Here is a 23,472-nt window from a genome sequence, read left to right as displayed (position 1 = left end):
CGGCGCCGCTCGACCGCTCCTTCCGGTCAGCACCCGCGCGACCAGGGAGTCTACAGTTTCGGGGCCGGGCCGGTGGAGGCGCGCACGATCAGGCGGGTCGGCAGGGACGCGCGCGAGCTGCCCGGTCGCTCGCGGTCGTTGAGCAGGTCGGCGAGCAGGTCGATGCCCGCCCGGCCGCACTGGTCCTTCGGCTGGCTGACGGTCGTCAGCGCCGGGCTGACGAGCGCCGAGGCCGGGATGTCGTCGAAGCCGATGATGCTGACGTCGCCGGGCACCGTGACGCCGCGGGCGCCGAACCGGCTGACGAGGCCCAGCCCGATCATGTCGTTGTAGGCGATGACCGAGGTGACGGCGGCGGCCAGGACCAGGTCGGCGACGGCGACGCCGCCCTCGAAGTCGGGTGACACGTTGCCGGCCTCGACCACCTCGAGGCCCAGGCCGGCCGCGCCGGACCGCACCGCGCGCAGCCGCTCCCGGTTGACCCAGGAGGTGCGGGGGCCGGCGACGTAGGCGACGCGCCGGTGGCCGAGCGCGGCGAGGTGCGCGAGGGCCTGGCGGATGCCGTCGGCGTTGTCGAAGATGATGGACGGCAGCTGGCCGACCCGCCGGTTGAGCAGGACCACCGGCAGGTCGCCGCACACGGAGCGCAGCTCGTCGTCGCCGGCGCGGGGTGCGCACAGCACGAAGCCGTCGACCTGTTTGGTCAGCGTCCGGATGAGGTCGATCTCGGTGGCCGGGTCCTCGTCGGAGTCGGCCAGGAGCACCGCGAGGCCGAAGTCGCGGGCCCGGCGCTGGGCGGCCTTGACGATGCCGGCGAAGAGCGGGTTGGCGATGTCGGGCACCAGGAACCCGATGGTGCCGGTGCGGCCGGTGCTGAGGCCGCGGGCGATCCGGTTCGGCTCGTAGCCGAGTTGCGCGACGGCCCGCTCGACCCGCTCACGGGTGGCCGCGCGCACCTGGTCCGGCGCGGCGAGGGCACGGGACACCGACGACTGGGACACCCCGGCGAGCCGGGCGACGTCTTTGATCGTCGCCGCCATCCGCAGCTCCTCAAGCGCTTCTGGAATCGGTTCCAGATCTTGTCAGTGCGACGACGGTAGCACGAAGTTCGTCGATGCAGAACCGGCCTATTGCAAGGTATTGACAAAACTGATTCGAGCGGACCACTGTGGGAACCGGTTCCAGTCAGGACGGACCGCCAACCCGCCCTGGAGACCCAAGTCGCCGCGCGCTGTCGCGCGCCCTGCAACGGCCGAAGGCAGCCCGCCACTGTCGAGGAGAGTCGATGCGATGAAGAGAAGAAATCTGCTCGGCGCCGCCGCCGGGCTGTCGATCGGCGCCGTCGCCGGCGTGCCGTCCCGGGCCGACGCCGCGGTCGGGGAACAGCTCGGCAACTACGCCTCGCACGTCACCGACGCCCGCAGCGTCACCGTCACCAGCAGCACCGGCCAGCGGTTGCGGATCACCGCGTACGGCAACCAGATCGTGCGGGTCCGCGCGATCCGTGGCGGCGAGACGTTCTTCGCCGACAGCCGCTATGAGATGGTCGTCCCCGCCAACCACGCCGGCATGGGCGGCACCCTCACCGTCACCAGCGACGCCAACAGCCTGACGATCGTCACCGGCGCCGCCGACGGCGTCCGGATCGTGCTGCAGAAGAACCCGCTGCGGCTGGAGTTCTACCACCGCGGCACCGGCGCCCTCCTGGCCAAGGAGGACGCGACCCGCAGCATCACCTGGGGCGGCACCAACAACAGCGTCATCACCGAGGCGTTCGTCCCGCCGCCCACCGACGAGCACTTCGTCAAGGCCGGGCACGGGCTCTACGGCCGCTCCCCCAGGGTCGACCGCACCGGCGACGTCGTGTCGCACAACTACGGCACGCTCCGCGGCGACCAGGCGCCCGCGATCATCCCGCTCTACCTGTCCACCAAGGGCTACGGCGTCTTCTTCAACACGACCTTCGACACCACGTTCTCCTTCGCCAGCGGCGCCGCCCGGGACTACTCCTTCTCCGCCGACGACCACAACACCACCGGCGCCCGGCCGCAGCTGGACTACTTCCTCATCAACGGCCCGGAGTTCGCCAAGCTCCTCGACCGCTACACCCAGCTCACCGGCCGCCCACGCCTGCCGCAGCTGTCGATCTTCGGGCTGCACATGACCGACAAGGGCTTCCCCGACGTCAGCGACCAGAACTGGTGGCGGACGAAGATCACCCAGCACCGCAACGCGGGCTTCCCGTTCGACCACCACGTCAACGACAACCGCTGGCGCAACGGCAGCGGCGCCTGGGGCGGCTCGTGGTTCGAGTTCAGCCCGACCCGGTGGCCCGACCCGGCGGGCTACCAGGCGTGGGCCGCCGAGAACGGCGTGACGATGACCCTGGACTACAACCGCAACAACTCCAACCTCATGGCCGGCTGGGTCGGCGGGCCGCCGCCCGGCTACAGCTTCAAGGCCGCCGACCTCACCGGGGTCGCGGACAGCGGATCCGTGCCCGACTGGAGCAACCCGGCCACCCGCGCGTGGGTGTGGAGCGTCTTCTGGTCCAAGGCCCTCAACCCGGCGCTGCACTACCCCGGCGACGGGCTGTGGCTCGACGAGGTCGACGAGCTGGGCCCGATCCCGTTCAACGCCGACAGCGCCGGCGGCAAGAAGTGGTCGGAGCTGCGCAACGCGTACTTCTTCTACCTGCACAAGGGCATCGGCGAGGAGGGCTGGGACCCGCAGGCGGCCGGTCACCTCGGCGTCGCCAAGCGCCCGTGGACCTGGAGCCGCGGCGCGTCGGCCGGGCAGCAGCGCTACGGTCACTACTGGACCGGTGACATCGCCTCCACCTACGACGAGATGCGCCAGCAGATCCGGGGCATGCTCGCGGGCGGGCTGGGCGCGTTCCCGTTCTCCAACATCGACGGCGGCGGCTTCCACGGCGGCGCCGGCGGCCTGATCTCCGAGCCGTTCTACCGCAACTGGGCGGCCGCCTGGTCGAGCCTGTCGCCGATCTGGCGCCCGCACAGCGGCGCCAGCACCACCTCGCAGGGCCCGATCGCGTCCCGCTGGCCCCTCGACCAGAACGCGACCATCCAGGCCGACTTCCGCAAGTACGGCGAGCTGCGCTACACGCTGCTGCCGTACATCTACAGCATCGCCCACGAGGCAGCCACCACCGGCATGCCGATGGCCCGGGCCATGGTCATCGACTACCAGAACCGGCCGAACGCCTACAGCCACGACCTGCAGTACCTGTGGGGGCCGTCGCTGCTCGTCGCGCCGGTGACGCAGGACGGCGGGGCCACCCAGAACGTGTGGCTGCCCGCCGGCGACACCTGGTACAACTTCTGGGCCGACATCAAGCACGTCGGCACCGACGCCGCCGACCTGCCCTACGTCACCCACACCGGCGAGATCGTCCTGTTCGTCAAGGCCGGCGCGATCCTGCCCAGGTACCAGTACGCGCAGAGCACGGCGTTCCTGAACAAGCGGCAGCTGGAGCTGGAGGTCTACGCCGGCGCCGACGGCACCTTCAACCTGGTCGAGGACGACGGCGTCACCGAGTCGCACCGCGTCTCCGGCGCCAGGAGCGTCACCGCCCTGACCTGGACCGACGCCGCGACCAGGACCGTCATCAGGCACCCGCAGGGCACCTACACCGGCGCCCCCGCCACCCGCCGCTACGTCGTGCGGATCCACGGCCTCACCGCGCCCGTCGGCATGCGGGTCAACGGCGGCGGCACCCTGCCGTCCTTCACCACCGAGGCGACCGCCGTCACCAGCGGCGGCGGCACCGTGTGGGACGCCGCCAAGAAGATCCTGACCGTCGTCACCGCGTCCATCCCGGTCGTCACCGGCGGCGGCGTGGCCGCCACGGTCGAGCCGAGCGGATCGGCCCTCCCCGCCGCGACCGGCGGCACCGCCTACCCGGCGGAACGGGCCGTGCTCAGCGGCGCCGTCATCGACACCCGCCACCCGGACTACACCGGCACGGGCTTCGTCGACTTCGCCGACACCTCGGCCAGCGGCGGCTACGTCCAGTGGACCGTCAACGTCCCCACCGCCGGCACCAGGACCCTGACGTTCCGCTACGCCAACGGCGGCGGCGCCAACCGGCCCCTCGCCATCGCCGTCAACGGCGGCACCGTCAACGGCGCCCTCGCCTTCAACCCGACCGGCTCCTGGGACACCTGGAGCACCACCTCGCTCACCGCCAACCTGCCCGCCGGCAGCCAGGTCACGGTCCGGGCCACCACCACCGGCGCCAACGGCGCGAACCTCGACAGCCTGACCGTCACCTGACCGCAGCCGATTCGCGCCGGGCTCCGGGACCTGCCGGGCCCGGCACGAATCGACCGCCAGAGCTTGTGTATGCCGCGGACGGCTCGCGGCGTTCGGTAGGGTCGCTCGATGGCCGCGCCGCTGGTTGAACTGGTCGCTCATGTCGAGGGACGCCTTGACGACGAGACCGCTCAGCATTTCCTGCAGTCCTACGAGCGCGACCGCGCCACGGTGAACTGGGTCAGCGACAGCGCGGAGGCGTTCGACGAAGTCGATCAGGACGGCGCGCGCCTTGTCGGGTTGACCCATACGTTCCCCAGGCCTGGGCCGTGGGTGACGCCGGCAGTGGAACGGCGGCTGCTCGCCGAGGTCCGGTGGCTGGTGGCATGGCTGGGGCAGGTCTCAGGCGACCATGGACTGGTGTTTGCGATCCGGTACGACGACCGTGACATCGGCCGGATACGGCGGGGCGTGATCGAGGAAGCCGTCAACGAGGAGCTGATCGCTGTTTGGCAGCGCGACCTGGAGCGCCTGGAACGCGACTCGCCGCGGCGCTGAGGGCAAGACACGCCTCAGCTACGGGGCACGGCGCGGAACACCACGAGATCGAGGTGCTCGGTGAGGTGGTGCGGGACGGCGCCGGTCCGCGTGTCCCGCTCCATCGCCCGCAGCCCCCGCTGGAAGACGGCGTCGGGGAGCGCGGCGAGGTGGCTCAACGACCGGGCGCGGACCTTGTCGAGCAGTTCGTCCGGGCTCGCGGCGGACATCTGCTGCACCCGCACGTGATCGATCTGGGTGAGGCCGGCCGCGGCGAGGACGTCGCCGATCTCGGCCAGGGAGGCGGCCACCGCTCCCGTCGCCCAGGCCTCGGGAAACCAGCGGAACAGCGGCAGCTCGTCGGGCGGGCCGAATCCTCCGCGCAGCAGCAGGTGGCCGCCGGGCCGCAGGACGCGCCGCAGGCTCGCCGCGAACGCGGTCAGGTCGGTGATGTGGTGGATCACCTGAGACGCCCAGACGGCGTCGAACGCGTGATCGCGGAACGGCATCGCCTGCGCCGTTCCCCCGACGATCGGAAGCCCCGGACAGTTCGCCCGGCACACGGCCCGCATCGCGGCCGACGGCTCCTGCGCGACGACCGTCGCGCCGGTGGCGCCGGCCAGCGCCGGGCCGAACCGGCCGGTGCCCGCGCCGAGGTCGAGGATCCAGCCGCCGGCGCCGGGCAGGTAGGGGCGCGCCGCGGCCATCCACGTGTCGAGGTCGCCGGTCCGCAGCCGCCGGCCGCGGTCGTATCCCGCCGCCATCGATTCGTCGTAGACCATCCGGCCGCCCCCACGCCTCGCGTCGACGCTATCCCGTGGCATTCACGGGACGCATCCGGATTCGACGCGGCGACCGCTCAGCTCGGTCTGGTGGGCCGGGCGTCGCGGATGACGGTGCCGTCGGTCAGGGTCAGGTCGTAGCTGAGGTCGCCGGTCGTCTGCGCCGGCCACCAGGCGACGTACCGGCCGTCGCGGACCGACGCGTGCACGGTCAGGTCGCCGGCGCGGATCGTGACGCCGGTGACGTCGCTGCCGGCCGCGCCGTCGGTGATCGTGGCGTGGCGGTAGCCGGCGAGGGCGCCCTGGGTGTAGCCGCGCGGGGGCGCGGTCATCGCGGGGCCGTCGCCGCCGCCGACGGCCGCCTGCACGTCGTCGACATCGTCGGTGCCGCGCGGCTGGCGGGCCAGGCAGGACCCGGACATGTCGGGGTCCTCGGTGCGGAACAGCAGGACGGCGAAGTCGCCGCGACGCTCGGCCAGGACGAGCCGGGCCCGGCGCAGGTCGAGGCTCCCGCCGTCCAGGGCGTCCCGGCAGGCCGGTCCCACCAGGCCGGTCTCCTCGGCGGTCAACGGGGTGGGTTCGGAGGTCCACGATGAGTACGCGGGTCCCGGTGCGCCCACCAGGAACGCCGCCGCGACCACGGCCGCCGCGGCGGCAGCCGCGGGGACGAGCAGCAGGGCACGGTGCCGGCGTTTCGCTGGGGGTACCACCGCCAGAATGCGATCCAGGGTGGCTTCGGCGCGGCGGAGCTGGTCCGCGGTCGGCGGGGTGGCGGCGTCCAGCGCGCGCAGGTCGGCGAGGTGGTTCATGATCGGGCCTCCAGCCGGGTCGGGGCCGGTGCGGGGACCGGCGGGGTTGGTGCGGGCTCGAGCCGGCGGCGCAGGGCGCGGCGGGCCCGGAGCAGGCGGATGCGGAACGCGGCGGCGGTGATGCCGAGGACCCTGGCCGCCTGCGCGGAGGTCAGGTCGTCGAAGACGCACAGGGCGAGGGTCTCCTGCTCCGCCGGGCTGAGCGCGTGCCAGGCGGCGGCGAGCTCCAGCCGCCGGACGACACCCTCGTCCTCCGCGGGGCCGGCGGCGACGGCGGGTGCGGTCTCCGCGATCCGCACGGCGAGGGCGTCGTGGCGTTTCAGCCCCCGCTGGGCGTTGAGCAGGCAGTGCCTGGCGATGCCGAACAGCCAGGCCCGCGCGTCGTCCGGTTTCCGGGGGACCTGGTCCAGCCGGCGCCAGGCGACGAGGAACGCGTCGGCGACGACGTCCTCGGCGTGGCTCGGGTGCACGCGGCGCTGGGCGAAGCGCAGCACGTCGACGTAGGTGTCGTCGTGCAGCGTCCGGAAACGCCGCTCCCGATCTGGTTGCGGTGTGCTCACATCCCTTACCTGTCCGGCACCGCGGCCGCTGTTACGGCCGCCGCTGTCACCGCCGCCATGAACGCGGTCAGTGCGGGGGCCGGCGGGGCGTCACGGGTGACGGTGACGAGGCGGCGTTCGAGGGTGGCCTCCGCGAGGTCCCGGACGGCCAGCCCGGTGTCGCCGGCCGGCAGCGCCAGCGGCGGCATGAGCGCGACGGCGCCGGTGGCGCGGACGAGCTCGAGCTGCACGTCGGCGTCGTTGGAGCGGTGCCGGACGTCAGGTTCGTAGCCGCCGAGCGTCCGGCAGGTGCCGACGACCATGGCGTGGTGGCCGGTGCCCTCGGCGGACGAGGTCCACACGTCGGACCGCAGCCGGCTGATCGCGACGGGCGCGCCGGACGCCGCGAGGGGGTGCGTGGCCGGCAGCACCACCCTGATCGGCTCCTCGAGGAGGACCGAGAAGCGCATCCCGGCCGGGCGCGGGCGGGGATGGCCGTCGTACTCGTCGCCGATGACCAGGTCGACGGTGCCGAGCCGCAGGCCGGGCAGCGCCGCTTCGAGCTCCAGTTCGAAGATCTCCACCCGGACCCGCGGGCGGTCCACCTGCATGCGCGCCACGGCGGGCACCAGCAGGCGGCGGGCCGCCGACTGCAGGCCGCCGGCGCGCACGGTGCCGCGGACGTCGCCGCCGAGCGCGGCGAGGTCGGCCTCCGCCGCCTCGGCCGCCGTCAGGAGCACCCGCGCGTGCTGGGCCAGGAGCCGCCCGGCGTCGTTGAGGCGCACGCCCCGGCCCGCCTTCTCCAGCAGCGGCGTGCCGGCGTCCTTCTCCAGCAGTGCCAGCTGCTGGGAGACCGTGGACGGGCTGTAGCCGAGGGCCACGGCGACCGCGGCGAGGGTGCCCCGCTCCTCGAACTCACGCAGGAACCGCAGGCGGCGCAGATCCAACCCGACCATGCGGAAATCCTAACGAATCAGCGCCGGGATTCATCGCTGGACCTGCACGGTGCCGTGCCCGATGCTCGACCGCATGGGTCCGGCACTGTGTCTCGTCTCCGCGGCGTGCTTCGGCGCGCTGGCGATCTTCGGCAAGTTCGCCTACGACGCCGGCGTCTCGCCATCGGCGCTGCTGCTGGTCCGCTTCGCCCTCGCCGCCGCGCTGCTCTGGCTGGTGCTGCTGGTCCGGCCCGAGCTGCGCCGGACGGACCGGTCGCCGGGGTCGGGCGGGGATCCGGCGCCGGGGTCAGGCGGGGATCCGGCGGCGCCGGCGCCGGGCGTCCGGGTCTTCGCGATCGCGGTCGGGCTGGGCGCGGTCGGCTACGCGGCGCAGGCGAGCCTGTTCTTCGCCGCGCTGCGGCTGATGGACGCGTCGCCGCTGTCGCTCATCCTGTACACGTTTCCGGTCCTCGTCACCGTCGGCGCGGTGCTGCTCGGCCGGGACCGGCTCACCGCCCGGCGCGGCATCGCGCTGGTCACCGCGTCGACCGGCACGCTGCTGGTCCTGGCCGGCGCCGGCAGCTTCCACCCGGTCGGCGCGCTGCTCGGCTTCGGCTCGGCCGTCGTCTACACGGTGTACATCCTCGTCGCCGACACCATCGTGCACCGGCTGCCGCCCGTGCTGCTGTCGGCGCTGGTGATGACCGGCGCCGCGGGCACGCTCGCCGCCCGGGCCGCGGTCACCGGCGGGGTCGACCTGCGCCTCAGCCCGGCGGCCTGGGGCTGGCTCGCGTGCATCGCCGTCGTGTCCACCGTCGCGGCGATGCTGACGTTCTTCGCGGGCCTGCGCCGCACGGGCCCGTCGACGGCCGCGATCCTGTCCACGTTCGAGCCGGTGGTCACGACCGCGCTGGCCGCGCTCACCCTCGGGGAGTTCCTCACGCCGCTCCAGCTGCTCGGCGGAGCCCTGGTGCTGTCGTCCGTCGCGGTGCTCCAGACCGCGCCGCGGAAGGCCGGCCCGACCTTCTCAGCGACGGCGCAGGGCCGTCGCGTCGACGTGCGCGGCGACCTGGCGGCCCATGGCCGTGGCGGCGTCGCAGGCGAACCGGGCGTGGATGCCGCCGAGGACCCGCGCGTCGGACGCCTGCGCGAAACCGGCCGAACAGCTGGGCAGGGTACGGGTGACGCCGGGCAGGCCGGGGGCCTTCAGCATGAACCGGGTGTGGTCGCCGAACCGGTGGGATAGGACGGCCGCGGCGGCCTGACTGACCGCGGGGTGACCGGCCGGGTACTCCTGGAACGCCGGCGTGTCCAGCAGCGGCTGCCACGTCGGGTCGGTGCCGTGGATCGCGGTGACGGGGCGCCAGGTGTCGAAGACGTTCTTGGCGTTCCAGACCGCGATGACGGTGTCGGCCATGGCGAGGTTGACCTGCGCGAGCAGCCGGGCCGCGTCGGTCGGGCCGAGGCGGTGGCGGGTGATGAGCGTGGCGGCGACCGGGTCCCACAGCACGATCGGCGTCGCGGACTGCCAGAACTGCGCGGTCTGCCCGTCGAACGCGGACCGGGCCGGGCCGGGCTGGTCGCGCCGCCGAGGGTGCGCACCTCGGCGTGGTCCCGGGCGTACCGCGCGCTGCTCAGCGCGGGCGGCGGGGCGGCCGGAACCTGCGCGCCGCGCTGCGCGACGGCCGGGTCGACCTCACCGGCCCGGCGCCGCTGCGCTCGGCGTTCCCGTCGTGGATCGGCCTCAGCCCGTTCGCGCCGGGCTGAGGCCTGCTACTCGGGCGTGGACGGGCTGACGCTGCTACTCGGGCGTGGACGGGTGGCGCGGTGTGACGGTGACCAGGGTGATCGCGACACACAGGAGGTAGAGGCCGGCGGCGATGCCGAAGCCGGCGACGTAGCCGCTGGTCAGCGCCTCCTTCATGGAATGGTCGACCGCGGCGTGCCGGGTCGTCGAGGCGGCGACGGTGGCCAGGACGGCCAGGCCGAGCGCGCCGCCCACCTGCCCGCCGGCGGTCAGCATCGCCGATCCGATGCCGGCCTCGGAGCTGTCGATGCCGCGGACCCCGATGCTGGTGCCGGTGGTCGCGACGATGCCGATCCCGGCACCGGTGACGACCGACGCGGGGATCAGCACGGCGTAGATGCTGGACCCGGGCGTGATGAGGCAGAACCATCCCGTGCCGGCGGCGGCGACCAGCAGCCCGGTCGACAGCGCGGCCCGTTCGGACAGGCGCTGCAACAGCTGAGGGCCGAGCACGCCGGCCGCCAGGCCGGTGCCCACGGCGAACGGCAGGTACATCAAGCCGGTCCGCAGCGCGGAGTACCCGAGGACCTCCTGCATGTAGAGGGTGAGGAAGAAGTACGTGGTGAACATGCCGGCGGCCTGGACGAAGGTGACGACGTTCGCGCCGACCCGGCCGCGATCGGCGAGGACCTCGCGCGGGATCATCGGTGCCGCGCTGATCCGCTGCGTCAGCACGAATCCGCTCAGCAGGACGGTCGCGGCGGCCAGGCACGCGATCACGGCCGGGTCGCTCCAGCCGTGTTCGCCGACCCGGTTCACCCCCAGGATGAGGGCGCCGATCCCGAGGGTGCCGGCGAGCGCGCCCGGGATGTCGATGCTGATGCGCTTCGGTGCCGGCTCGACCAGGCGGCCGACCCCCAGCAGGATGGCGACGACGATCGGAACGTTGACGAACAGCACCCATTCCCATCCGGCGTACGTGGTCAGGATGCCGCCGGCCAGCAGGCCCGTGACCGCCGCCAGCCCGGTCGCGGCGCCGTAGAGGCCGAGCGCCCTGGCCCGGGCCCTGCCTTCCGGGAAGGTGCTGACCAGGAGCGACAGCGCGCCGGGGGTGGCCAGGGCGGCACCGGTGCCCTGCACCGCACGGCACGCGATCAGCCAGGTCCCATTGTCGGCGAGCCCGCCCGCCAGCGATGCCGCGCCGAAGAGCACCAGCCCGATGCGGAACACGTTCTTGCGGCCGTACTTGTCGCCGATCCGCCCGGCGACCAGCATCAGGCCGCCGAACATCAGCGAGTAGGAGTTGACCACCCAGTTCAGGTCCGACAAGGAGATGTGCAGGGAGCTCTGGATGCTCGGCAGGGCAACGATCATGATCGTGCCGTCCAGCACGACGATGAACCGGGCCAGCGATATGACGAGGGTCGCGACGCCGAGCCCGCGGGCCGGGGCCGGTGCGTGGGTCGCCTGCGTGTGTTCCTGCTGATGCATGTCGGCAAGCTCCTCTGGCAGAGTTCGGCAGTTAAATGTTGGCGCGACCAACAACTGGTACCGTCGGGTCATGCCGATGGATCATCAGCCGGGCGGCGCCCCCGCCCGGGTCAAGGACCGGCCGACGTGGCTCATCAGCCGGGCGTTCGCGCGCTCGTCGGGCCTGCTCGCGGCCGGGTTCGAAGCACACGGTGGCGGCCTTCGCAGCTACCACTACCGGCTGCTGGCCGCGCTGGAGGAGTGGGGGCCGGCCAGTCAGGCCGACCTCGGCCGCGCGACCGGGATCGACCGCAGCGACGTCACGGCGGTGCTGTCCGAGCTCGAGTCGCGCGGGCTCGTCGCGCGGTCCGCCGATCCGGCGCACGGCCGCCGCAACATCGTCACCGTCACCGCGGCCGGGGTGGCGCAGCTCCTGGAGCTCGACGGCGTCGTCGACGGCGTGCAGGAGCAGGTGCTGGACCCGCTGACGGAGGCGCAGCGGCGGCAGTTCGTCGCACTGCTGGCGAAGCTGCTCGGCTGAGTCACCCGCGGATCACGCCCGGGCTACGGCCGATGACCGGAATCCGGGCGGTGCGTGTGTCGTCCACGGCGATGCCTCCTGGCGCGCTGTAATGTTGGCATCACCAACATAGCAAGTGTTGGTGATGCCAACAAGGACCGCCGCAGTCCGTTCGCGACCGCGCGATACTTGGCTCGTGGACACTCGCATCGCGGCCGCCGCCTGGGCACACACGTGGGTCTCGGCGTGGCGGTCACACGACGCCGATGCGGTCGCCGCGCTGTACGCGCCGGACTGCGCCCACCGCTCGCTGCCGTTCCGCCCGCCGCTGTCCGGCCGCGCGGCCGTGCTGGACTACCTGCGCGAGGCGTTCGCCGAGGAGTCCGCGGTGGTCGACGTCTGGTTCGGTCCACCCGTCGTCGACGGTCGTCGCGCCTGGGTGGAGTACTGGGCAACGGTCGTCGACCGCGACGGCGGCGCGCTGACGATCGCCGGCAGCGCGGTCGCCCGGTTCGACGCGGACGGCCTCATCACCGAAAGCCGCGACTACTGGCACGCCACCGCCGGCCACGTGCCGCCACCGGAGGCGTGGCACGTCGCCTGACAGCTCAGGCCGATCACACCGGGACGCGTGGCTGGGCCAGGGCCCGGATGAGCTCGCCGAGCACCTGTCCGGCGTCGGCGTTGTCCACCTGGCAGGTGCCGGCGGCGCGGTGCCCGCCGCCGCCGTAGCCGAGCATGATCGAGCCGATGTCGACCGGTGAGGTGCGGTCCACAATGGACTTCCCGACCGCGAACACCGTGTTCTGCTTGTCCCGGCCCCACAGCGCGTGGATCGAGACGCGCGCCTCGGGGTGCAGCGCGTAGATCATGAACCGGTTGCCGGCGTAGATGACGTCCTCGTCGCGCAGGTCCACCACGACGACGTCGTCGTGGACGGTGCTCACCCGCCGCAGCTGGTCGATGAACGGCTCGGTGTGCGCGTGGAACAGGTCGGCGCGCTCCCGCACGTCCTTCATCGCCAGGATCTCCTCCACGCTGTCCAGCTGGTGGCAGGCGTGGATGAGCTTCATCATCAGCTCGAAGTTGGAGATGGTGAAGTCGCGGAACCGGCCCAGGCCGGTGCGGCTGTCCATCAGGAAGTTCAGCAGCGCCCAGCCGGTCGGGTCGAGGATCTCGTCCACGGTGTACTGCGCCGAGTCGGCCTTGTCGACCGCGTCCATGAGATCGAGCGGCACGTCGGCGAAGAAGTCCGCACCACCGAACTCGTTGTAGATGACCCGGGCCGCCGACGGGGCCGACGCGTCGATGATGTGGTTGGGCTGCGGGCCGACCCGCACCGTCTCGGAGTGGTGGTGGTCGAACACCAGGTGCGCCCCGGCGACGTACGGCAGGTTCGTGATGATGTCGTTGCCGGTGATCTCGACCTTGCCGTCCTGCATGTCCTTCGGATGCACGAAGACGATCTCGTCGATCATGTCGAGGTGCTTGAGCAGCGTGGCGCACACCAGGCCATCGAAGTCGCTGCGGGTCACGAGCCGGTACTTCACAGCGGCACTGATCGGCCGCCAGGGCCCGGACCTGAGCGGATCGGCGCGCTGACCCCGCTCGTGCCGATCATGTGCCGGCCGGAACCCGGCGCCCACGGCTGAACACCGGGGCGCCCGGCAGGGGGAACGCCAGCATCGCGTCGTCGATGAGGTCGTGCAGCGCCTCGGCGAACGGTTCCGCGCCGCCGAGCGTGTCCAGCGACCGGTGCACCTCGGCGAGCATCCCGTCGACCCGCTCGTGGTAGCCGTGCAGGTGCTCCGGGGCGGTCAGCCGCCCCTTGAACTCGGCCCTGGCCGCCGCCGAGGTCGCCGCCGACGCGTGCAGGGCCAGCAGCGCGGACCGTTGCCCCGCGGGCACGCCGTCCAGCAGCAGCATCACCAGGAACGTGGCGGCGCCGTTGCGGAGGTCCTCGTCCCGGCCGGTGACCAGGTCGCGCTGGTCGTTGGTCAGCTGCCGCAGGACCCCGAACCGGCGGCCGACGTCGCGCCAGCGCTCGACCCTGGCCGGGTCGGCGCCGGCCAGGCAGGCGGCCAGCGCGGTGGCCATGGCGTACGGGGCGCCGGTCTTGCCCTCGTAGCTGGCCAGCACCGTCCCGACCGTCGCCTCCGCCGGCCGGGCGGTGTAGTCCAGGAGCTGGCCGCTGATGCCGTCGAGCCACCCGCGGGACACCTCCGAGAGGGCCGCGACCTTCGTGGTGTCGGGCACCCCGGCCTCTCGGACGAGCCTGACCGGCAGGTGGCTGCCGACGCCCAGCGCGGCCAGGATGTCCGCGTTGCACCGCGCCGGGTCGTAGGGGCCGCCGTCGGCCAGGTCGTCGAGGTAGCGGGCGGCGGCCCACCAGAGCAGGTGGACGACCGCCGCCGGGCGGCCGCCGGCCGGGTCGCCGGTCTCCGCGGCGTGCACCAGCAGCGGCAGCCGGATCATCACGTCGGCCGCGCCGGTCGAGCCGCGCGCGGCGAGGTTGCCCAGGAACGCGGCGAGGAACGCGGCCATGGCCTCGTCGGCGACGTCGCCGCTGCGGCGGAGCCTCGCCACGAGCGCGGTCAGGTCGTCGTGGACCGGGCCGACGTCGATCGTCATGATGTTCCCCCAGCAGCGATCAGGGCCCACGTGGCGAACGAGGCCAGGACGAAGAGCAGGGCCAGCCGCGCGTCCCAGCGTTCCGCGCGCCGGAACCGCCACCACGCCACCGCCGGGAACGCGAGGGGCAGCAGCGTCAGCGCCGAACCCCAGGGGGCCAGCAGCAGGGCCGAACCCGTGGCGCTGAGCAGGGCGACGGCGACCGTGGCGGGCAGGCCGAAGGTGGTCACGTAGGTGCGTTCCCCGGGCCGTGGCGCGCGGGTGATCTTCTTCGCCACCTCCAGGTGCAGGGTGGCGAGGCTGACCACGGCGAGCGCGGTCCAGAACGACGGATCGAAGCCGCCGCCGGTCGTGTGCAGGAGGACGGTGTACAGGTACAGGTGCAGCAGCAGTTGCACGGGACTGCTCAGCACCAAGGTCAGCACCAGCCGCCCGGGATCCGGTCCGGGCAGCAGCAACAGCAGCGCATAGGCCAGCTGCGCCGCGACGACCAGCGCCGCCCAAGCGTCGAACAGGTTCAGCAGGACCAGCAGCGCGGCGATCCCGGCGTACCAGCGCAGCAACGACGACCCGGTGACGGCACCGGTGGCGAGCGGCCGGTGCGGGTTGTGCACGCGGTCGTAGGGCAGGTCGCGGATGTCGTCGATGATGCGCATGAGCAGCATGTCGAGGGCGATCGTGAGCGCCGCGACCGCGGTCCACGGGCTCGGCCGCCACGGGCCGGCGGGTGGGCCGGTGAGGGCGAACAGCCCGGTGACGCCGTAGGCCCAGCAGACCGCGAACAGCACCGACGGCACCAGCGGGTAGCTGCCGCGGATGAACGCCCTCATCGCAGCCGCACCGGCAGCCGCCACAGGCCGCGCAGGAACATCCTGTCCCGCCACACGGCGGGGCCCGATGCGGCGCGCAGGTCCGGGAAGCGGCGCAGCAGCGCGCCGATCGCGGTGCGAAGCTCGACCCTGGCGTGTGGGGCACCGACGCACATGTGCCGGCCGTGACCGAACCCCAGGTGCGGGTTGGCGGGCCGGTCGAGGCGGAAGTCGGCCGGGTCCGCGAAGACCGCCGGGTCGCGGTTGGCCGCGTCGGTGAGCGGGATGACGACCTGCCCCGCGGGGAGCGGCACGCCGGCCAGCTCCGCGTCGGCGAGCAGGACGTGCGGCTGCCCGCCGGTGCCGGCGAACCACACCCACCGCAGCAGCTCCTCGACCGCGGCGGGGATCAGGTCCGGCCGCGCGATCAGGGTGCGGCGCAGCTCGTCGTCGTGCAGCAGGTGATGCACGCAGCTGCTCAGGTGGCTCGCGGTGGCGTCCCCGCCGGCCATGACGAGCCCGGCGGCCATGACGACGATCTCCTGCTCGCTGAGGGCCGGGGCGAGGGTCGCCAGGAACCCGGTGCCCAGCCGGTCGCGGAAGTAGCCGTGCATGGCGGCCGTGGCCGCGGTGACCTCGTCCGGCTCGCAGCGGCCCGCGGACATCATCACGTCGGTCCACGCGGCGAGCCGGTCGACGTCGCCGTCCGGGGTGCCCAGGATGCGGCCGACGACGAGGTACGGCAGCGGGCGCAGGTACGTGGCGACCAGGTCGACCGGTCCGGGCTTCGCGGCGACCGCGTCGAGCAGGTCCTCGGCGATCCGCTCGATCCACGGCCGGTCGGCCTCGGCGGCCCGGTGCGTGAACGCCGCCTGCACGGCCCGGCGGCGGCGGGTGTGCAGCGGCGCGTCGGTGGTGGCCAGGGCGAGGGTGTCGGGGCTGCGGGCGAACATGGTGCCGCCGTGCCACTGCTGCCGGCTGAACCGCGGGTCGGACAGCACGGTGCGCACGTCGGCGTGGCCGGTGACGAGCAGCGCCGGGTGGTTGCCGCGGATGCGGACCGGGACGAGCGCCTCGCGGCGGAACAGCGCCGCCTGCTCGGGGTCGAGCGCGACGCCGGGGCGGCTCACGAACGGAAACGTGGTCATGCCGATTCCTTCAGGATCCGCACGGTCCCGGCGGTGCCGTCGAGCTCGATCAGGGCGCCGTCCGGGATGCGGCTGGTGGCGTCCGGCACGGCGACGACCGTCGGCACGCCGAGCAGCCGGCCGGTGATCGCGGTGTGGGACAGCAGCGTGCCGCGCTCCACGACGAGTCCTTTCGCCGCCATCATCAGGAACAGCCAGCCGGGGTCGGTCTCGCGGGCGACGAGGATCGCGTCGCGGCACGTCTCCGGCGCCACGGCCGGGTCGAGGACGAGGCGGGCCGGGGCCCGCACAACGCCGGGCGCGGAGCCGAGCCCGGTGAGCACTCCGCCGGCGGCCGGTTCGGCGGTCACCGCGGTCACCGCGGTCACCTCCAGGGCACTGGACAGCGCGTCGCGGAGGGGTCCGGTGGCCGGGGTGCGCAGCAGTCCGGGCCGGGCGGGGCGGGTCTCGGCGAGGAGCCGTTCGCGGCGCCGGGCGGCGGCGAGGTCGCGCAGCGCGGCGCACGGCAGCGTGCCGTCGTAGGCGCCGAGGACCTCGGCGACGGTGAGGTCGCGGATGTCGAGCGGGTCGTCCAGGTGCCCGGTGGTGTGCAGGTCGGCGCCGAGCCGCCAGAGGATGTCGCGGGAGAGCCCGTACAGCTGCGTGCGGCAGAACCGGGTGTCCTCGCGGACCCGGGCGATGAACCGCACGTATCGCGACAGGGTGCGCAGGGCGGTGCGGCGCAGCCGGCCGGGGCAGCGCGCGGCGAGCTCCCCGGCGGTCTGGTGCACGGCGAGCCGTTCGGCTTCGAGCAGGGCTTCGACCGTGCGGCCCTGGATGACGTACGGGCGCAGCACCTCCAGCAGGAGCCACGGCTGCTGGCGCGGCGTCGGCTGTTCGAGCTTGAGGTCGTGCAGGGCGCGGTCGCTGTAGCGGCGCAGGTAGCCGGCGACCGCCTCGGCGAGGGGCGCGCCGTGCCGGCCGGTGCTGATGTCGTGCCACACCTCGCGGGGGCGCTCGCCCGCCTCGACGGCCGCGCGCAGCCCCGGGTCGGCGGCGATGAGCTCCGCGAGGGCGACGGCGGCGCGGACCGACTCCAGGGACCGGTTGGCGGGACCGCCGGTGAGCAGCCCGGTGAACAGCCCTTTGCCGCCCGCCCACCGGTCGAGCAGGCGCATCAGGACCTTGACGGCCAGGAGTCCGTAGATGGAGTTGGTGAGGGTGACGCCCCAGCGGACGCTCACCGCCGCCCACAGCTCCCGGTACGCGGCGACGAGCTGGTGCGGGGTGCGCCCGGACAGGTCGCCCGACTCGTCCATGACACCGTCCCACCAGCGCAGGAACCCGGCGGCCCGGCGGGGGTGGCGGGTGGCCCGCAGGAGCGTGCCGGGCAGCGCGAGCCAGGCCCGCCGGCGGGGCCGGGTGACGGGCGGGCGGGCCTCGCCGGTGACGCCCATGCCGTCCTGCCACACGTCGCGCACCAGGTCGAACACCGGCAGCTGGCCGTGCAGGGCGTGCCAGGCGCCGAGGCGGTAGTAGACCCGGCCGTCGAGGTGCGCGACGAGCTGCTCCAGGTGGTGCCGGTTGGCGTCGACGGTGCGCGCCGGCACGCCCATGCGGTGGTACAGGTCGCCGAACGCGCGCCGGTAGAACTCCTGCGCCTGGGAGAACGTGAGCGCGCCGGAGATCCCCGGGTAGCTCTCGGTGATGTTGTGGTTGGCCCAGTACACCGGCGGGCCGGCGGGCAGCACCATCGGCCGGGCCTGGACCAGGTGCAGGACGCCGTCGGCGGTGATGGTGCCCTCGATGTCCTGCGGGCCGCCGAAGAACGCCTCGGCCCTGGCGGCGAGGGCGGCGACGGCACGGGCGGTGCGGTCGTCGAGCACCGGCGCGGCGGCGAGGCCGGCCGGCACGGGGAGCAGCGCGAGGTCGCCGCTGCCGTCCGGCGGGCCGACCATGCGCTCCTTGCGGACCAGGTCGGCGGTCACGGTCGGGCCGGCGACGTGGAAGTGGTCGACGTCGGCCTTCTCCTGCACGACGCCCTCGCCGATGCCGTGCGCGGCGGCGATGACGGTGCGGCGGGCGCCGTCGCGGGGGTCGCGGGTGAACGCCACGAACGAGCGGGTGCCGGGCACCATCAGCTGCACGCCGACCGCGATCCGGGTCCGGGCCGGGTCGAGGCCGCGCAGCTGCCGGTAGGCCACCGCCCTGGCCGTGAACGCCGACGCCCAGCAGGCCGCGATCCGCTCCGCGACCCGGTCCGCGGGCACGTAGAGGAAGCTGTCGCTCATCCCGGCGAACGGGTCCGCGCCGTCCTCGCCGCCTCCACCGTCCACTGTGGAGGCCACGGCGCAGGCACGGACGGCGAACACCGCGTCGGGGCCGAACCGGGCGCCGACCTCGTCGAGGATCCCGGCCGGGACGGGCGCGGCGCGCAGCGCGTCCCGGGCCCTGGCCCACCGGTCCGGGCCGTCGCCGGGGTCGACCTCCTGCCACGCCGCGTCGAACGCGGTCGCCGGCACCGTGATCAGGTCCGGCACCGGGAAGCCGGCGGCCCGCATCCGGTGCAGGCGGGCGAACTTGTGCCCCACCAGCGCCGGGTCGGTGACGGTCTGGATCGTCATGTCCCGGTCCAGCCGTCGAAGTGGATGACGTCGTCCAGTGGGGCGCGGCGGGCGGGGCGGAAGTCGCCGCCGATGGGGTGCGCGGTCGGGATCAGCGCGCCCTGCCGGACGTCCCCGGGCAGCCGGAGCAGCTCGGCGACCTCGGCCTCCCGGTCCAGGTGCACGGTGGTCCACGCGGTGGCGAGACCGCGGGCGCGGGCGGCGAGCATGTAGCTCCACGCGGCCGGCAGCAGCGACCCCCAGGTGCCGGCCTGGTTGCCGGTGCCGAGACCGTGCCGCAGCTCCAGGCACGGCACGACCAGGACGGGCACCCGCCCGAGGTGCTCGGCGAGGTGCCGGGCGCTGGCCAGGTCCCGGGGCGGGACGCCCGCGTCGGTGACGTCCGGCGGATACCGCTGTTCGAAGGCCTGCCGGTACACCCGCCCGATCGCCGAACGCAGCGCCGGGTCGGTGACGACCAGCCACCGCCAGTGCTGGCGACCCCCTCCGGTCGGCGCCTGCACGGCCACCTCCAGGCAGGCGCGAATGTCGGCGAGGTCGACGGGACGGGTCAGGTCGAGCCGGCGGCGCACCGAGCGCGTGGTGGTCAGCACCTCCGCGGCGTCCATCACCACACGCCCGGCACCAGGCGCTTGCGGCCCACGGCGTAGTCGCGGTAGCCGGGCATGTCCCACAGCACCTGCTCCTCCACCCGCAGCCGCCACACGATCGACGCGACGAGGGCGCACAGCGCGAGGACTCCCGCGGGGCCGGGGAAGCAGCCGACGAGCCCCACGTGGGCCAGGATCATGCCGGCGTAGGCGGGGTGGCGGATCATGCGGTACGGCCCGTGGGTGACCGCGACCTGGTCGCTGCGGCGCACCACGTGGTGGGAGTAGAACCGGCCCAGGGTCCGGATCGCGACCTCCCGCAGGCCGACGCCGCCGGCGAACACCGCCGCCGACGCCCAGAACCAGGCGGGGCGTTCCCCCGCCGCCAGCAGGCAGCAGGCGAGGGTGGCGAGCCGGGCCGCGCCGTAGGGCACGATCGTCCACGCGTCCTGCGGCGCGCTGGTGGCCCGCAGCGCGACCGGGGCCTCGACGAGCAGCCACAGCGCGTAGAGGCCGATGACGACGAGCGCGGCCGGGTCGGCGCGGTGGACGGAGGCGCCGCCGGCGAGGATCCCGACCGCGGTGCCGAAGATGATCCAGGGAGCGGCTCTCACGCGGACCGCACCTTCCGGTAGGCGACCGGGGACATCGTGTGGGTGACGAGCCGGACGGTGCCGAGGTCGGCCGTCCCGGCGTGCAGGCCCATGTCGAACGCGGTCCGCGCCCGGGGTCTGCCGACCGGCCGGCGCCAGCTCACCCGCAGTGGCAGGTCGGCGGGCGGAGCGGCCGGGATGTCGGCGGTCAGCTCGATCCACACCACGTGGACGTCGAGCGGGTGGCCGTTGGCGATGTGCCCGAGCATGAGCACCAGCTGCCGGGCCGCCTCGATCACCTCGATCGGGTCGCGCAGGTCACCGGTGGCGGCGAGGGCCGGGCAGCGCAGCACGGGGCAGGTGAACTCGCCGGCCGGTGTCTCGGTGGGCGGGCCCAGCATGACGGTGCTGAGGTCGGCGCGGTGCACGAGCTTCGGCTCGGCGTGGCCGGCGGGCGTCGCGGTCCCGCCGCGGCCGGGCCAGGCGGGGACCGCCGGCCGGGTCGCGTCGGCGAGCACGGTGACGGTGCCGCGGCAGATGTCCCGGACGGTGTCGCCGACGGACTGGGTGGCGGTGAGGCCGAGGGTGTCACCGGCCCGGTCGCAGCGCAGCTCGACCGGCCCGTCGAGCTCGCCGAACGCCGGGAACGCGAAGGCGAGCCGCAGCCGCCGGTCCGCTCGCCGCAGCGCGCCGCCGGTGACGTCGTCGGCGAGCCCGAGCAGACCCGCGACCAGCAGGTTGCCGGGTAAGTGGTCGACCGGGTGGTCGAAGAAGAACGGGTGGTGCCGGTCTACCCGCAACGGAGCCGTACGCATCAATTCCCCCATTCATCTCCAGGGAGCGGCGTGAAGCATCGAATTATTGTTTCGAAACTGGCAGCCGTCAATCTGGGAAGAAAAGTTTGAGGAATTCACCGACCGGGTATGGTTTCAGGCGATTAGCATTCATCGTGACGGTGTTCGGCCGATTACCGTGCATCGGTTGCCACGAATGCGAAACAGCGCGGTAACCTGGCACCGAGACGTCCGACGTATGAACTGTTTAGCATCCGGCAAATGAAACGGCCAGTGCACATTATTTGCGATGGTGCGCGACTGACGTCGCCCATCGGCGACGGCTCGCCCTACCCATCGACTCGACTGGATGGTCGTCACGGCCGAGCGTAGGCGAGAAATCGATTTCCCGCAACTTCCTTCCGGGAACTCGATACAGACGGCAATCTATTTACATGTCCCCTGTCCGGCGACTGCTCGTCGCCCTCCTCACCCTCACCGCATCCACGATCACCGCCGTGCTGGTGTCGGCCTCCCCCGCCGCCGCGGCCCCGCTGTTCAAGGCGCCCTTCCCCTGCGGGCAGCGCTGGACCTATGACCACCACAGCGCCGAGGTGCGCCAGGCGCTCGACTTCGTGCGCACCGACGGCACCACCAACGGCACCCCGCAGGTCGCGACGGCGGCCGGCGTCGCGCACCGGCTGTCACAGCCCGGCGGCGCCGGCAACTACATCTCCATCGACCACGGCGGCGGCTGGATGACGTACCACTTCCACCTGAGCGCCTACTCGGTGCCCGACGGCGCGTACGTGCAGCAGGGCCAGCAGATCGGCATCACCGGCAGCACCGGCAACTCCTCCGGCCCGCACCTGCACTACGAGCAGCTGTTCAACGGGGTCGGTCAGGTCATCTCGATCAACGGCGTCTCGCTCGCGCCCTACCCCGGGCAGTACAACCAGAAGTTCCTGGTCAGCGACAACTGCGGGCAGGCGCCGGGCGGCCGCTACCTGGCCGGGTCACCGACGGACTTCACCGGTGACGGCAAGGACGACATCGTCACGTTCAACCAGGGCACCCTCAACGACGTGTACGTCTCGACCTCGACCGGCACCGCGTTCGCCGGCACCTCGGTGAAGTGGAACGACTTCTTCGGCCTCACCGGCGAGACGCTGATGACGGGCGACTTCAACGGCGACGGCAAGGATGACGTCATCACGTTCACCGGCGGGTCGCTCGGTGACGTGTACGTGGGCCTGTCCACCGGATCGTCCTTCGCCGGCGGCGCGAAGTGGCACGACTGGTTCGCCCCGGGCACGGAGGTCCCAGCGGTCGGCGACGTCAACGGCGACGGCAGGGACGACATCATCACCTTCACCCACGACGCTCTTGGTGATGTCTACGTCGCCCTGTCCACCGGCACCTCGTTCGGCCCCGGCGTCAAATGGCACGAGTACTTCTCCATCCCCGGGGAGTACCCGGCCGTCGGCGACGTCGACGGTGACGGCAAAGCCGACATCATCACCTTCACCCAGGGCCCCGCCACCGCCGCCGACGTGATCGTCGCGCTGTCCACCGGCACCGCGTTCGGCGCCGCACAGCAGTGGCACGACCTGTTCGCGGTCGGCACCGAGCAGCCCCGGGTCGGCGACGTCAACGGCGACGGCAAGGCCGACATCGTCACGTTCACCTGCAACGCCGACGCCGACGTCTACGCCGCCGTGTCCACCGGTACCGCGTTCGTCGGCACCACCGTCAAGTGGAACGACTTCTTCTGCACCGCTGGGGAGTTCCCGTACCTCGGTGACGTCAACGGCGACGGCAAGGACGACATCATCGTGTTCACCAAGGCCGCCACCAACGACGTCTACGTCGGCCTGTCCACCGGCACCGCCTTCACCGGCGGCGCCAAGTGGCACGACTTCTTCGGCCTCACCGGCGAGACCACGCTCTGAGCCACTACGTTGGTCCGGTGACGGACGCGGAGCTCATCGACATCGCGCGGGCGGCCGGGGCCGAGCGGGGCCGGCCGTCCACATCGGACGCCGAGGTGCTCACCCGCGGGCCGGTGGCGGAGGTCCTGCTGAGGGACCCGCGGTATGCCCGCGGCGGCGGCCTCCTGGTCGTCATCGACACCGCGACCGGCACCGTCCTGCGGGTGGTGCCACAGCTGTGAACCGGCGGCGCCCGGCTCCTGCCGGGCGCCGCCGACCCACGGTCTACACGCCCAGGCCGCCGGGGCCGTCGACGTATCGGCAGTAGGCGCTCGGGCCGCCGTAGCCGGTGTGTGCGATGGCGTCACGGGTCCGGGGACCGTATCGGCCGTCGCGGTCGGCGGTGGACATGCCCTCCTTGATCTGCGCCCGCTTCAGCGCCGCCTTGGTGAGCGTGCCGAACTTGCCGTCGGTGCCGAGATTCTCCTTGTAGCAGGTGTTCAGCGACAGCTGGAGCTGCTTGACGGCCGCTCCCTGCGCGCCGGTGTCCAGCTCGCACTGCGCGTGCGGCCAGTCCTGCCCGGTGGACGGGATCCGCACCTTGTCGACCGTCGGGTCGAGCGGCCAGTACACCTCGTCCACCCACACGGTCTGGTTGCACCAGCCGGCCGCCGCGGCCGGCCCCGACGTCAGCCCGACCACCGCGGCACTCATCGCGAGCGACACGGCGACCAGGGCGGCCGCCGACCGAAAAGTCCTACGCAACGAAACATCCTCCCC

Annotated in this window: 23 protein-coding genes and 1 pseudogene; 8 read left to right on the top strand and 16 right to left on the bottom strand. The window is 73.1% G+C overall.

Annotation, left to right across the window (positions count from 1 at the left end; all coding sequences use genetic code 11):
- Window positions 1-50: 50 nt before the first annotated feature.
- Entirely contained in the window at window positions 51-1,040 is a 990-nt protein-coding gene (locus Dsi01nite_RS05955; RefSeq protein ID WP_203845012.1) for a LacI family DNA-binding transcriptional regulator, read from the bottom strand.
- Window positions 1,041-1,290: 250 nt separating this feature from the next.
- Here Dsi01nite_RS05955 and Dsi01nite_RS05950 point away from each other — a divergent pair, with 250 nt between their 5' ends.
- Together Dsi01nite_RS05950 and Dsi01nite_RS05945 are read left to right on the top strand one after the other, a co-directional pair.
- A complete protein-coding gene (locus tag Dsi01nite_RS05950; RefSeq protein WP_203845011.1) occupies window positions 1,291-4,296 on the top strand; it encodes a TIM-barrel domain-containing protein in 3,006 nt (1,001 codons plus the stop codon).
- 108 nt (window positions 4,297-4,404) lie between these two features.
- Window positions 4,405-4,833 carry a hypothetical protein gene (locus Dsi01nite_RS05945; RefSeq protein ID WP_203845010.1) on the top strand — a complete coding sequence of 143 codons (429 nt, stop codon included), beginning with the start codon at window positions 4,405-4,407 and terminating at the stop codon, window positions 4,831-4,833.
- 14 nt (window positions 4,834-4,847) lie between these two features.
- On the opposite strand, the gene Dsi01nite_RS05940 is transcribed toward Dsi01nite_RS05945, so the two are convergent.
- The 4 genes from Dsi01nite_RS05940 to Dsi01nite_RS05925 form a co-directional block, all read right to left on the bottom strand.
- A complete protein-coding gene (locus Dsi01nite_RS05940) occupies window positions 4,848-5,594 on the bottom strand; it encodes a class I SAM-dependent methyltransferase (protein WP_203845009.1) in 747 nt (248 codons plus the stop codon).
- Between the two features lie 77 nt (window positions 5,595-5,671).
- Window positions 5,672-6,403 carry a hypothetical protein gene (locus Dsi01nite_RS05935; protein WP_203845008.1) on the bottom strand — a complete coding sequence of 244 codons (732 nt, stop codon included), beginning with the start codon at window positions 6,401-6,403 and terminating at the stop codon, window positions 5,672-5,674.
- Complete coding sequence (locus tag Dsi01nite_RS05930) at window positions 6,400-6,963, bottom strand: RNA polymerase sigma factor (RefSeq protein ID WP_203845007.1); 564 nt, start codon at window positions 6,961-6,963, stop codon at window positions 6,400-6,402. The genes Dsi01nite_RS05935 and Dsi01nite_RS05930 overlap by 4 nt, the downstream gene beginning before the upstream one ends.
- 5 nt (window positions 6,964-6,968) lie before the next feature.
- Window positions 6,969-7,898, bottom strand: coding sequence for a LysR family transcriptional regulator (locus Dsi01nite_RS05925; protein ID WP_203845006.1), 930 nt, complete (start codon window positions 7,896-7,898; stop codon window positions 6,969-6,971).
- Window positions 7,899-7,959: 61 nt separating this feature from the next.
- On the opposite strand from Dsi01nite_RS05925, the pseudogene Dsi01nite_RS05920 reads away from it, so the two are divergent.
- Window positions 7,960-8,811, top strand: a pseudogene (locus Dsi01nite_RS05920) (DMT family transporter); the annotation flags it as partial.
- A gap of 93 nt (window positions 8,812-8,904) precedes the next feature.
- On the opposite strand, the gene Dsi01nite_RS59265 reads toward Dsi01nite_RS05920, so the two are convergent.
- Window positions 8,905-9,294 carry a phosphatase PAP2 family protein gene (locus Dsi01nite_RS59265; protein ID WP_505661187.1) on the bottom strand — a complete coding sequence of 130 codons (390 nt, stop codon included), beginning with the start codon at window positions 9,292-9,294 and terminating at the stop codon, window positions 8,905-8,907.
- Window positions 9,295-9,485: 191 nt separating this feature from the next.
- On the opposite strand from Dsi01nite_RS59265, the gene Dsi01nite_RS05910 reads away from it, so the two are divergent.
- Window positions 9,486-9,644: a hypothetical protein gene (locus Dsi01nite_RS05910; protein WP_203845004.1), complete on the top strand. Its 159-nt coding sequence runs from the start codon at window positions 9,486-9,488 to the stop codon at window positions 9,642-9,644.
- 34 nt (window positions 9,645-9,678) lie between these two features.
- On the opposite strand, the gene Dsi01nite_RS05905 is transcribed toward Dsi01nite_RS05910, so the two are convergent.
- The gene (locus Dsi01nite_RS05905; RefSeq protein ID WP_203845003.1) at window positions 9,679-11,115 is read right to left on the bottom strand and encodes an MFS transporter; all 1,437 of its coding nucleotides are present in this window, start codon (window positions 11,113-11,115) and stop codon (window positions 9,679-9,681) included.
- A 70-nt stretch (window positions 11,116-11,185) separates the two neighbouring features.
- Here Dsi01nite_RS05905 and Dsi01nite_RS05900 point away from each other — a divergent pair, with 70 nt between their 5' ends.
- Both Dsi01nite_RS05900 and Dsi01nite_RS05895 read left to right on the top strand, forming a co-directional pair.
- Entirely contained in the window at window positions 11,186-11,635 is a 450-nt protein-coding gene (locus tag Dsi01nite_RS05900) for a MarR family winged helix-turn-helix transcriptional regulator (protein ID WP_239135717.1), read from the top strand.
- Window positions 11,636-11,810: 175 nt separating this feature from the next.
- Window positions 11,811-12,218 carry a nuclear transport factor 2 family protein gene (locus Dsi01nite_RS05895; protein ID WP_203845002.1) on the top strand — a complete coding sequence of 136 codons (408 nt, stop codon included), beginning with the start codon at window positions 11,811-11,813 and terminating at the stop codon, window positions 12,216-12,218.
- A gap of 13 nt (window positions 12,219-12,231) precedes the next feature.
- Here Dsi01nite_RS05895 and Dsi01nite_RS05890 read toward each other — a convergent pair whose 3' ends face one another.
- The 8 genes from Dsi01nite_RS05890 to Dsi01nite_RS05855 all read right to left on the bottom strand — a co-directional run bounded on the left by Dsi01nite_RS05890 (window position 12,232) and on the right by Dsi01nite_RS05855 (window position 20,803).
- Window positions 12,232-13,164 carry an exopolyphosphatase gene (locus Dsi01nite_RS05890; RefSeq protein WP_203845001.1) on the bottom strand — a complete coding sequence of 311 codons (933 nt, stop codon included), beginning with the start codon at window positions 13,162-13,164 and terminating at the stop codon, window positions 12,232-12,234.
- 67 nt (window positions 13,165-13,231) lie between these two features.
- Entirely contained in the window at window positions 13,232-14,245 is a 1,014-nt protein-coding gene (locus tag Dsi01nite_RS05885) for a polyprenyl synthetase family protein (protein WP_203845000.1), read from the bottom strand.
- Window positions 14,242-15,075, bottom strand: coding sequence for a UbiA prenyltransferase family protein (locus Dsi01nite_RS05880; protein ID WP_203844999.1), 834 nt, complete (start codon window positions 15,073-15,075; stop codon window positions 14,242-14,244). The genes Dsi01nite_RS05885 and Dsi01nite_RS05880 overlap by 4 nt, the downstream gene beginning before the upstream one ends.
- A complete protein-coding gene (locus tag Dsi01nite_RS05875) occupies window positions 15,072-16,202 on the bottom strand; it encodes a cytochrome P450 (RefSeq protein WP_203844998.1) in 1,131 nt (376 codons plus the stop codon). The genes Dsi01nite_RS05880 and Dsi01nite_RS05875 overlap by 4 nt, the downstream gene beginning before the upstream one ends.
- Window positions 16,199-18,805, bottom strand: a complete 2,607-nt coding sequence (locus Dsi01nite_RS05870; RefSeq protein WP_203844997.1) for a PEP/pyruvate-binding domain-containing protein — start codon at window positions 18,803-18,805, stop codon at window positions 16,199-16,201. Before Dsi01nite_RS05870 ends, Dsi01nite_RS05875 begins: the two co-directional genes overlap by 4 nt.
- Entirely contained in the window at window positions 18,802-19,413 is a 612-nt protein-coding gene (locus Dsi01nite_RS05865; protein WP_203844996.1) for a nitroreductase family protein, read from the bottom strand. Before Dsi01nite_RS05865 ends, Dsi01nite_RS05870 begins: the two co-directional genes overlap by 4 nt.
- A complete protein-coding gene (locus Dsi01nite_RS05860; protein ID WP_203844995.1) occupies window positions 19,413-20,009 on the bottom strand; it encodes a methyltransferase family protein in 597 nt (198 codons plus the stop codon). Before Dsi01nite_RS05860 ends, Dsi01nite_RS05865 begins: the two co-directional genes overlap by 1 nt.
- Window positions 20,006-20,803, bottom strand: a complete 798-nt coding sequence (locus Dsi01nite_RS05855; protein WP_203844994.1) for an AfsA-related hotdog domain-containing protein — start codon at window positions 20,801-20,803, stop codon at window positions 20,006-20,008. Before Dsi01nite_RS05855 ends, Dsi01nite_RS05860 begins: the two co-directional genes overlap by 4 nt.
- 413 nt (window positions 20,804-21,216) lie before the next feature.
- Between Dsi01nite_RS05855 and Dsi01nite_RS05850 the strand changes: the two genes are divergently transcribed.
- Together Dsi01nite_RS05850 and Dsi01nite_RS05845 are read left to right on the top strand one after the other, a co-directional pair.
- Window positions 21,217-22,713 (top strand): VCBS repeat domain-containing M23 family metallopeptidase, encoded by a 1,497-nt coding sequence (locus tag Dsi01nite_RS05850; protein WP_308442015.1) that lies wholly within the window; start codon window positions 21,217-21,219, stop codon window positions 22,711-22,713.
- A 17-nt stretch (window positions 22,714-22,730) separates the two neighbouring features.
- Window positions 22,731-22,934, top strand: a complete 204-nt coding sequence (locus tag Dsi01nite_RS05845; RefSeq protein WP_203844993.1) for a hypothetical protein — start codon at window positions 22,731-22,733, stop codon at window positions 22,932-22,934.
- 43 nt (window positions 22,935-22,977) lie between these two features.
- On the opposite strand, the gene Dsi01nite_RS05840 is transcribed toward Dsi01nite_RS05845, so the two are convergent.
- On the bottom strand, window positions 22,978-23,457 hold the full coding sequence (locus Dsi01nite_RS05840; RefSeq protein ID WP_203844992.1) for a peptidoglycan-binding domain-containing protein: 480 nt from the start codon (window positions 23,455-23,457) through the stop codon (window positions 22,978-22,980).
- Between the last annotated feature and the right edge of the window lie 15 nt (window positions 23,458-23,472).

The sequence above is a fragment of the Dactylosporangium siamense genome (assembly GCF_016862795.1).
Taxonomy (GTDB): domain Bacteria; phylum Actinomycetota; class Actinomycetes; order Mycobacteriales; family Micromonosporaceae; genus Dactylosporangium; species Dactylosporangium siamense.
This window is presented reverse-complemented; position numbering and strand designations above follow the sequence as displayed.

Coding starts and splice junctions, on each gene's coding strand:
- Dsi01nite_RS05955 (WP_203845012.1), bottom strand. CDS start 1,040: ATGGCGGCGACGATCAAAGACGTCGCCCGGCTCGCCGGGGTGTCCCAG.
- Dsi01nite_RS05950 (WP_203845011.1), top strand. CDS start 1,291: ATGAAGAGAAGAAATCTGCTCGGCGCCGCCGCCGGGCTGTCGATCGGC.
- Dsi01nite_RS05945 (WP_203845010.1), top strand. CDS start 4,405: ATGGCCGCGCCGCTGGTTGAACTGGTCGCTCATGTCGAGGGACGCCTT.
- Dsi01nite_RS05940 (WP_203845009.1), bottom strand. CDS start 5,594: ATGGTCTACGACGAATCGATGGCGGCGGGATACGACCGCGGCCGGCGG.
- Dsi01nite_RS05935 (WP_203845008.1), bottom strand. CDS start 6,403: ATGAACCACCTCGCCGACCTGCGCGCGCTGGACGCCGCCACCCCGCCG.
- Dsi01nite_RS05925 (WP_203845006.1), bottom strand. CDS start 7,898: ATGGTCGGGTTGGATCTGCGCCGCCTGCGGTTCCTGCGTGAGTTCGAG.
- Dsi01nite_RS59265 (WP_505661187.1), bottom strand. CDS start 9,294: ATGGCCGACACCGTCATCGCGGTCTGGAACGCCAAGAACGTCTTCGAC.
- Dsi01nite_RS05905 (WP_203845003.1), bottom strand. CDS start 11,115: ATGCATCAGCAGGAACACACGCAGGCGACCCACGCACCGGCCCCGGCC.
- Dsi01nite_RS05900 (WP_239135717.1), top strand. CDS start 11,186: ATGCCGATGGATCATCAGCCGGGCGGCGCCCCCGCCCGGGTCAAGGAC.
- Dsi01nite_RS05885 (WP_203845000.1), bottom strand. CDS start 14,245: ATGACGATCGACGTCGGCCCGGTCCACGACGACCTGACCGCGCTCGTG.
- Dsi01nite_RS05880 (WP_203844999.1), bottom strand. CDS start 15,075: ATGAGGGCGTTCATCCGCGGCAGCTACCCGCTGGTGCCGTCGGTGCTG.
- Dsi01nite_RS05875 (WP_203844998.1), bottom strand. CDS start 16,202: ATGACCACGTTTCCGTTCGTGAGCCGCCCCGGCGTCGCGCTCGACCCC.
- Dsi01nite_RS05870 (WP_203844997.1), bottom strand. CDS start 18,805: ATGACGATCCAGACCGTCACCGACCCGGCGCTGGTGGGGCACAAGTTC.
- Dsi01nite_RS05865 (WP_203844996.1), bottom strand. CDS start 19,413: ATGGACGCCGCGGAGGTGCTGACCACCACGCGCTCGGTGCGCCGCCGG.
- Dsi01nite_RS05855 (WP_203844994.1), bottom strand. CDS start 20,803: ATGCGTACGGCTCCGTTGCGGGTAGACCGGCACCACCCGTTCTTCTTC.
- Dsi01nite_RS05850 (WP_308442015.1), top strand. CDS start 21,217: ATGTCCCCTGTCCGGCGACTGCTCGTCGCCCTCCTCACCCTCACCGCA.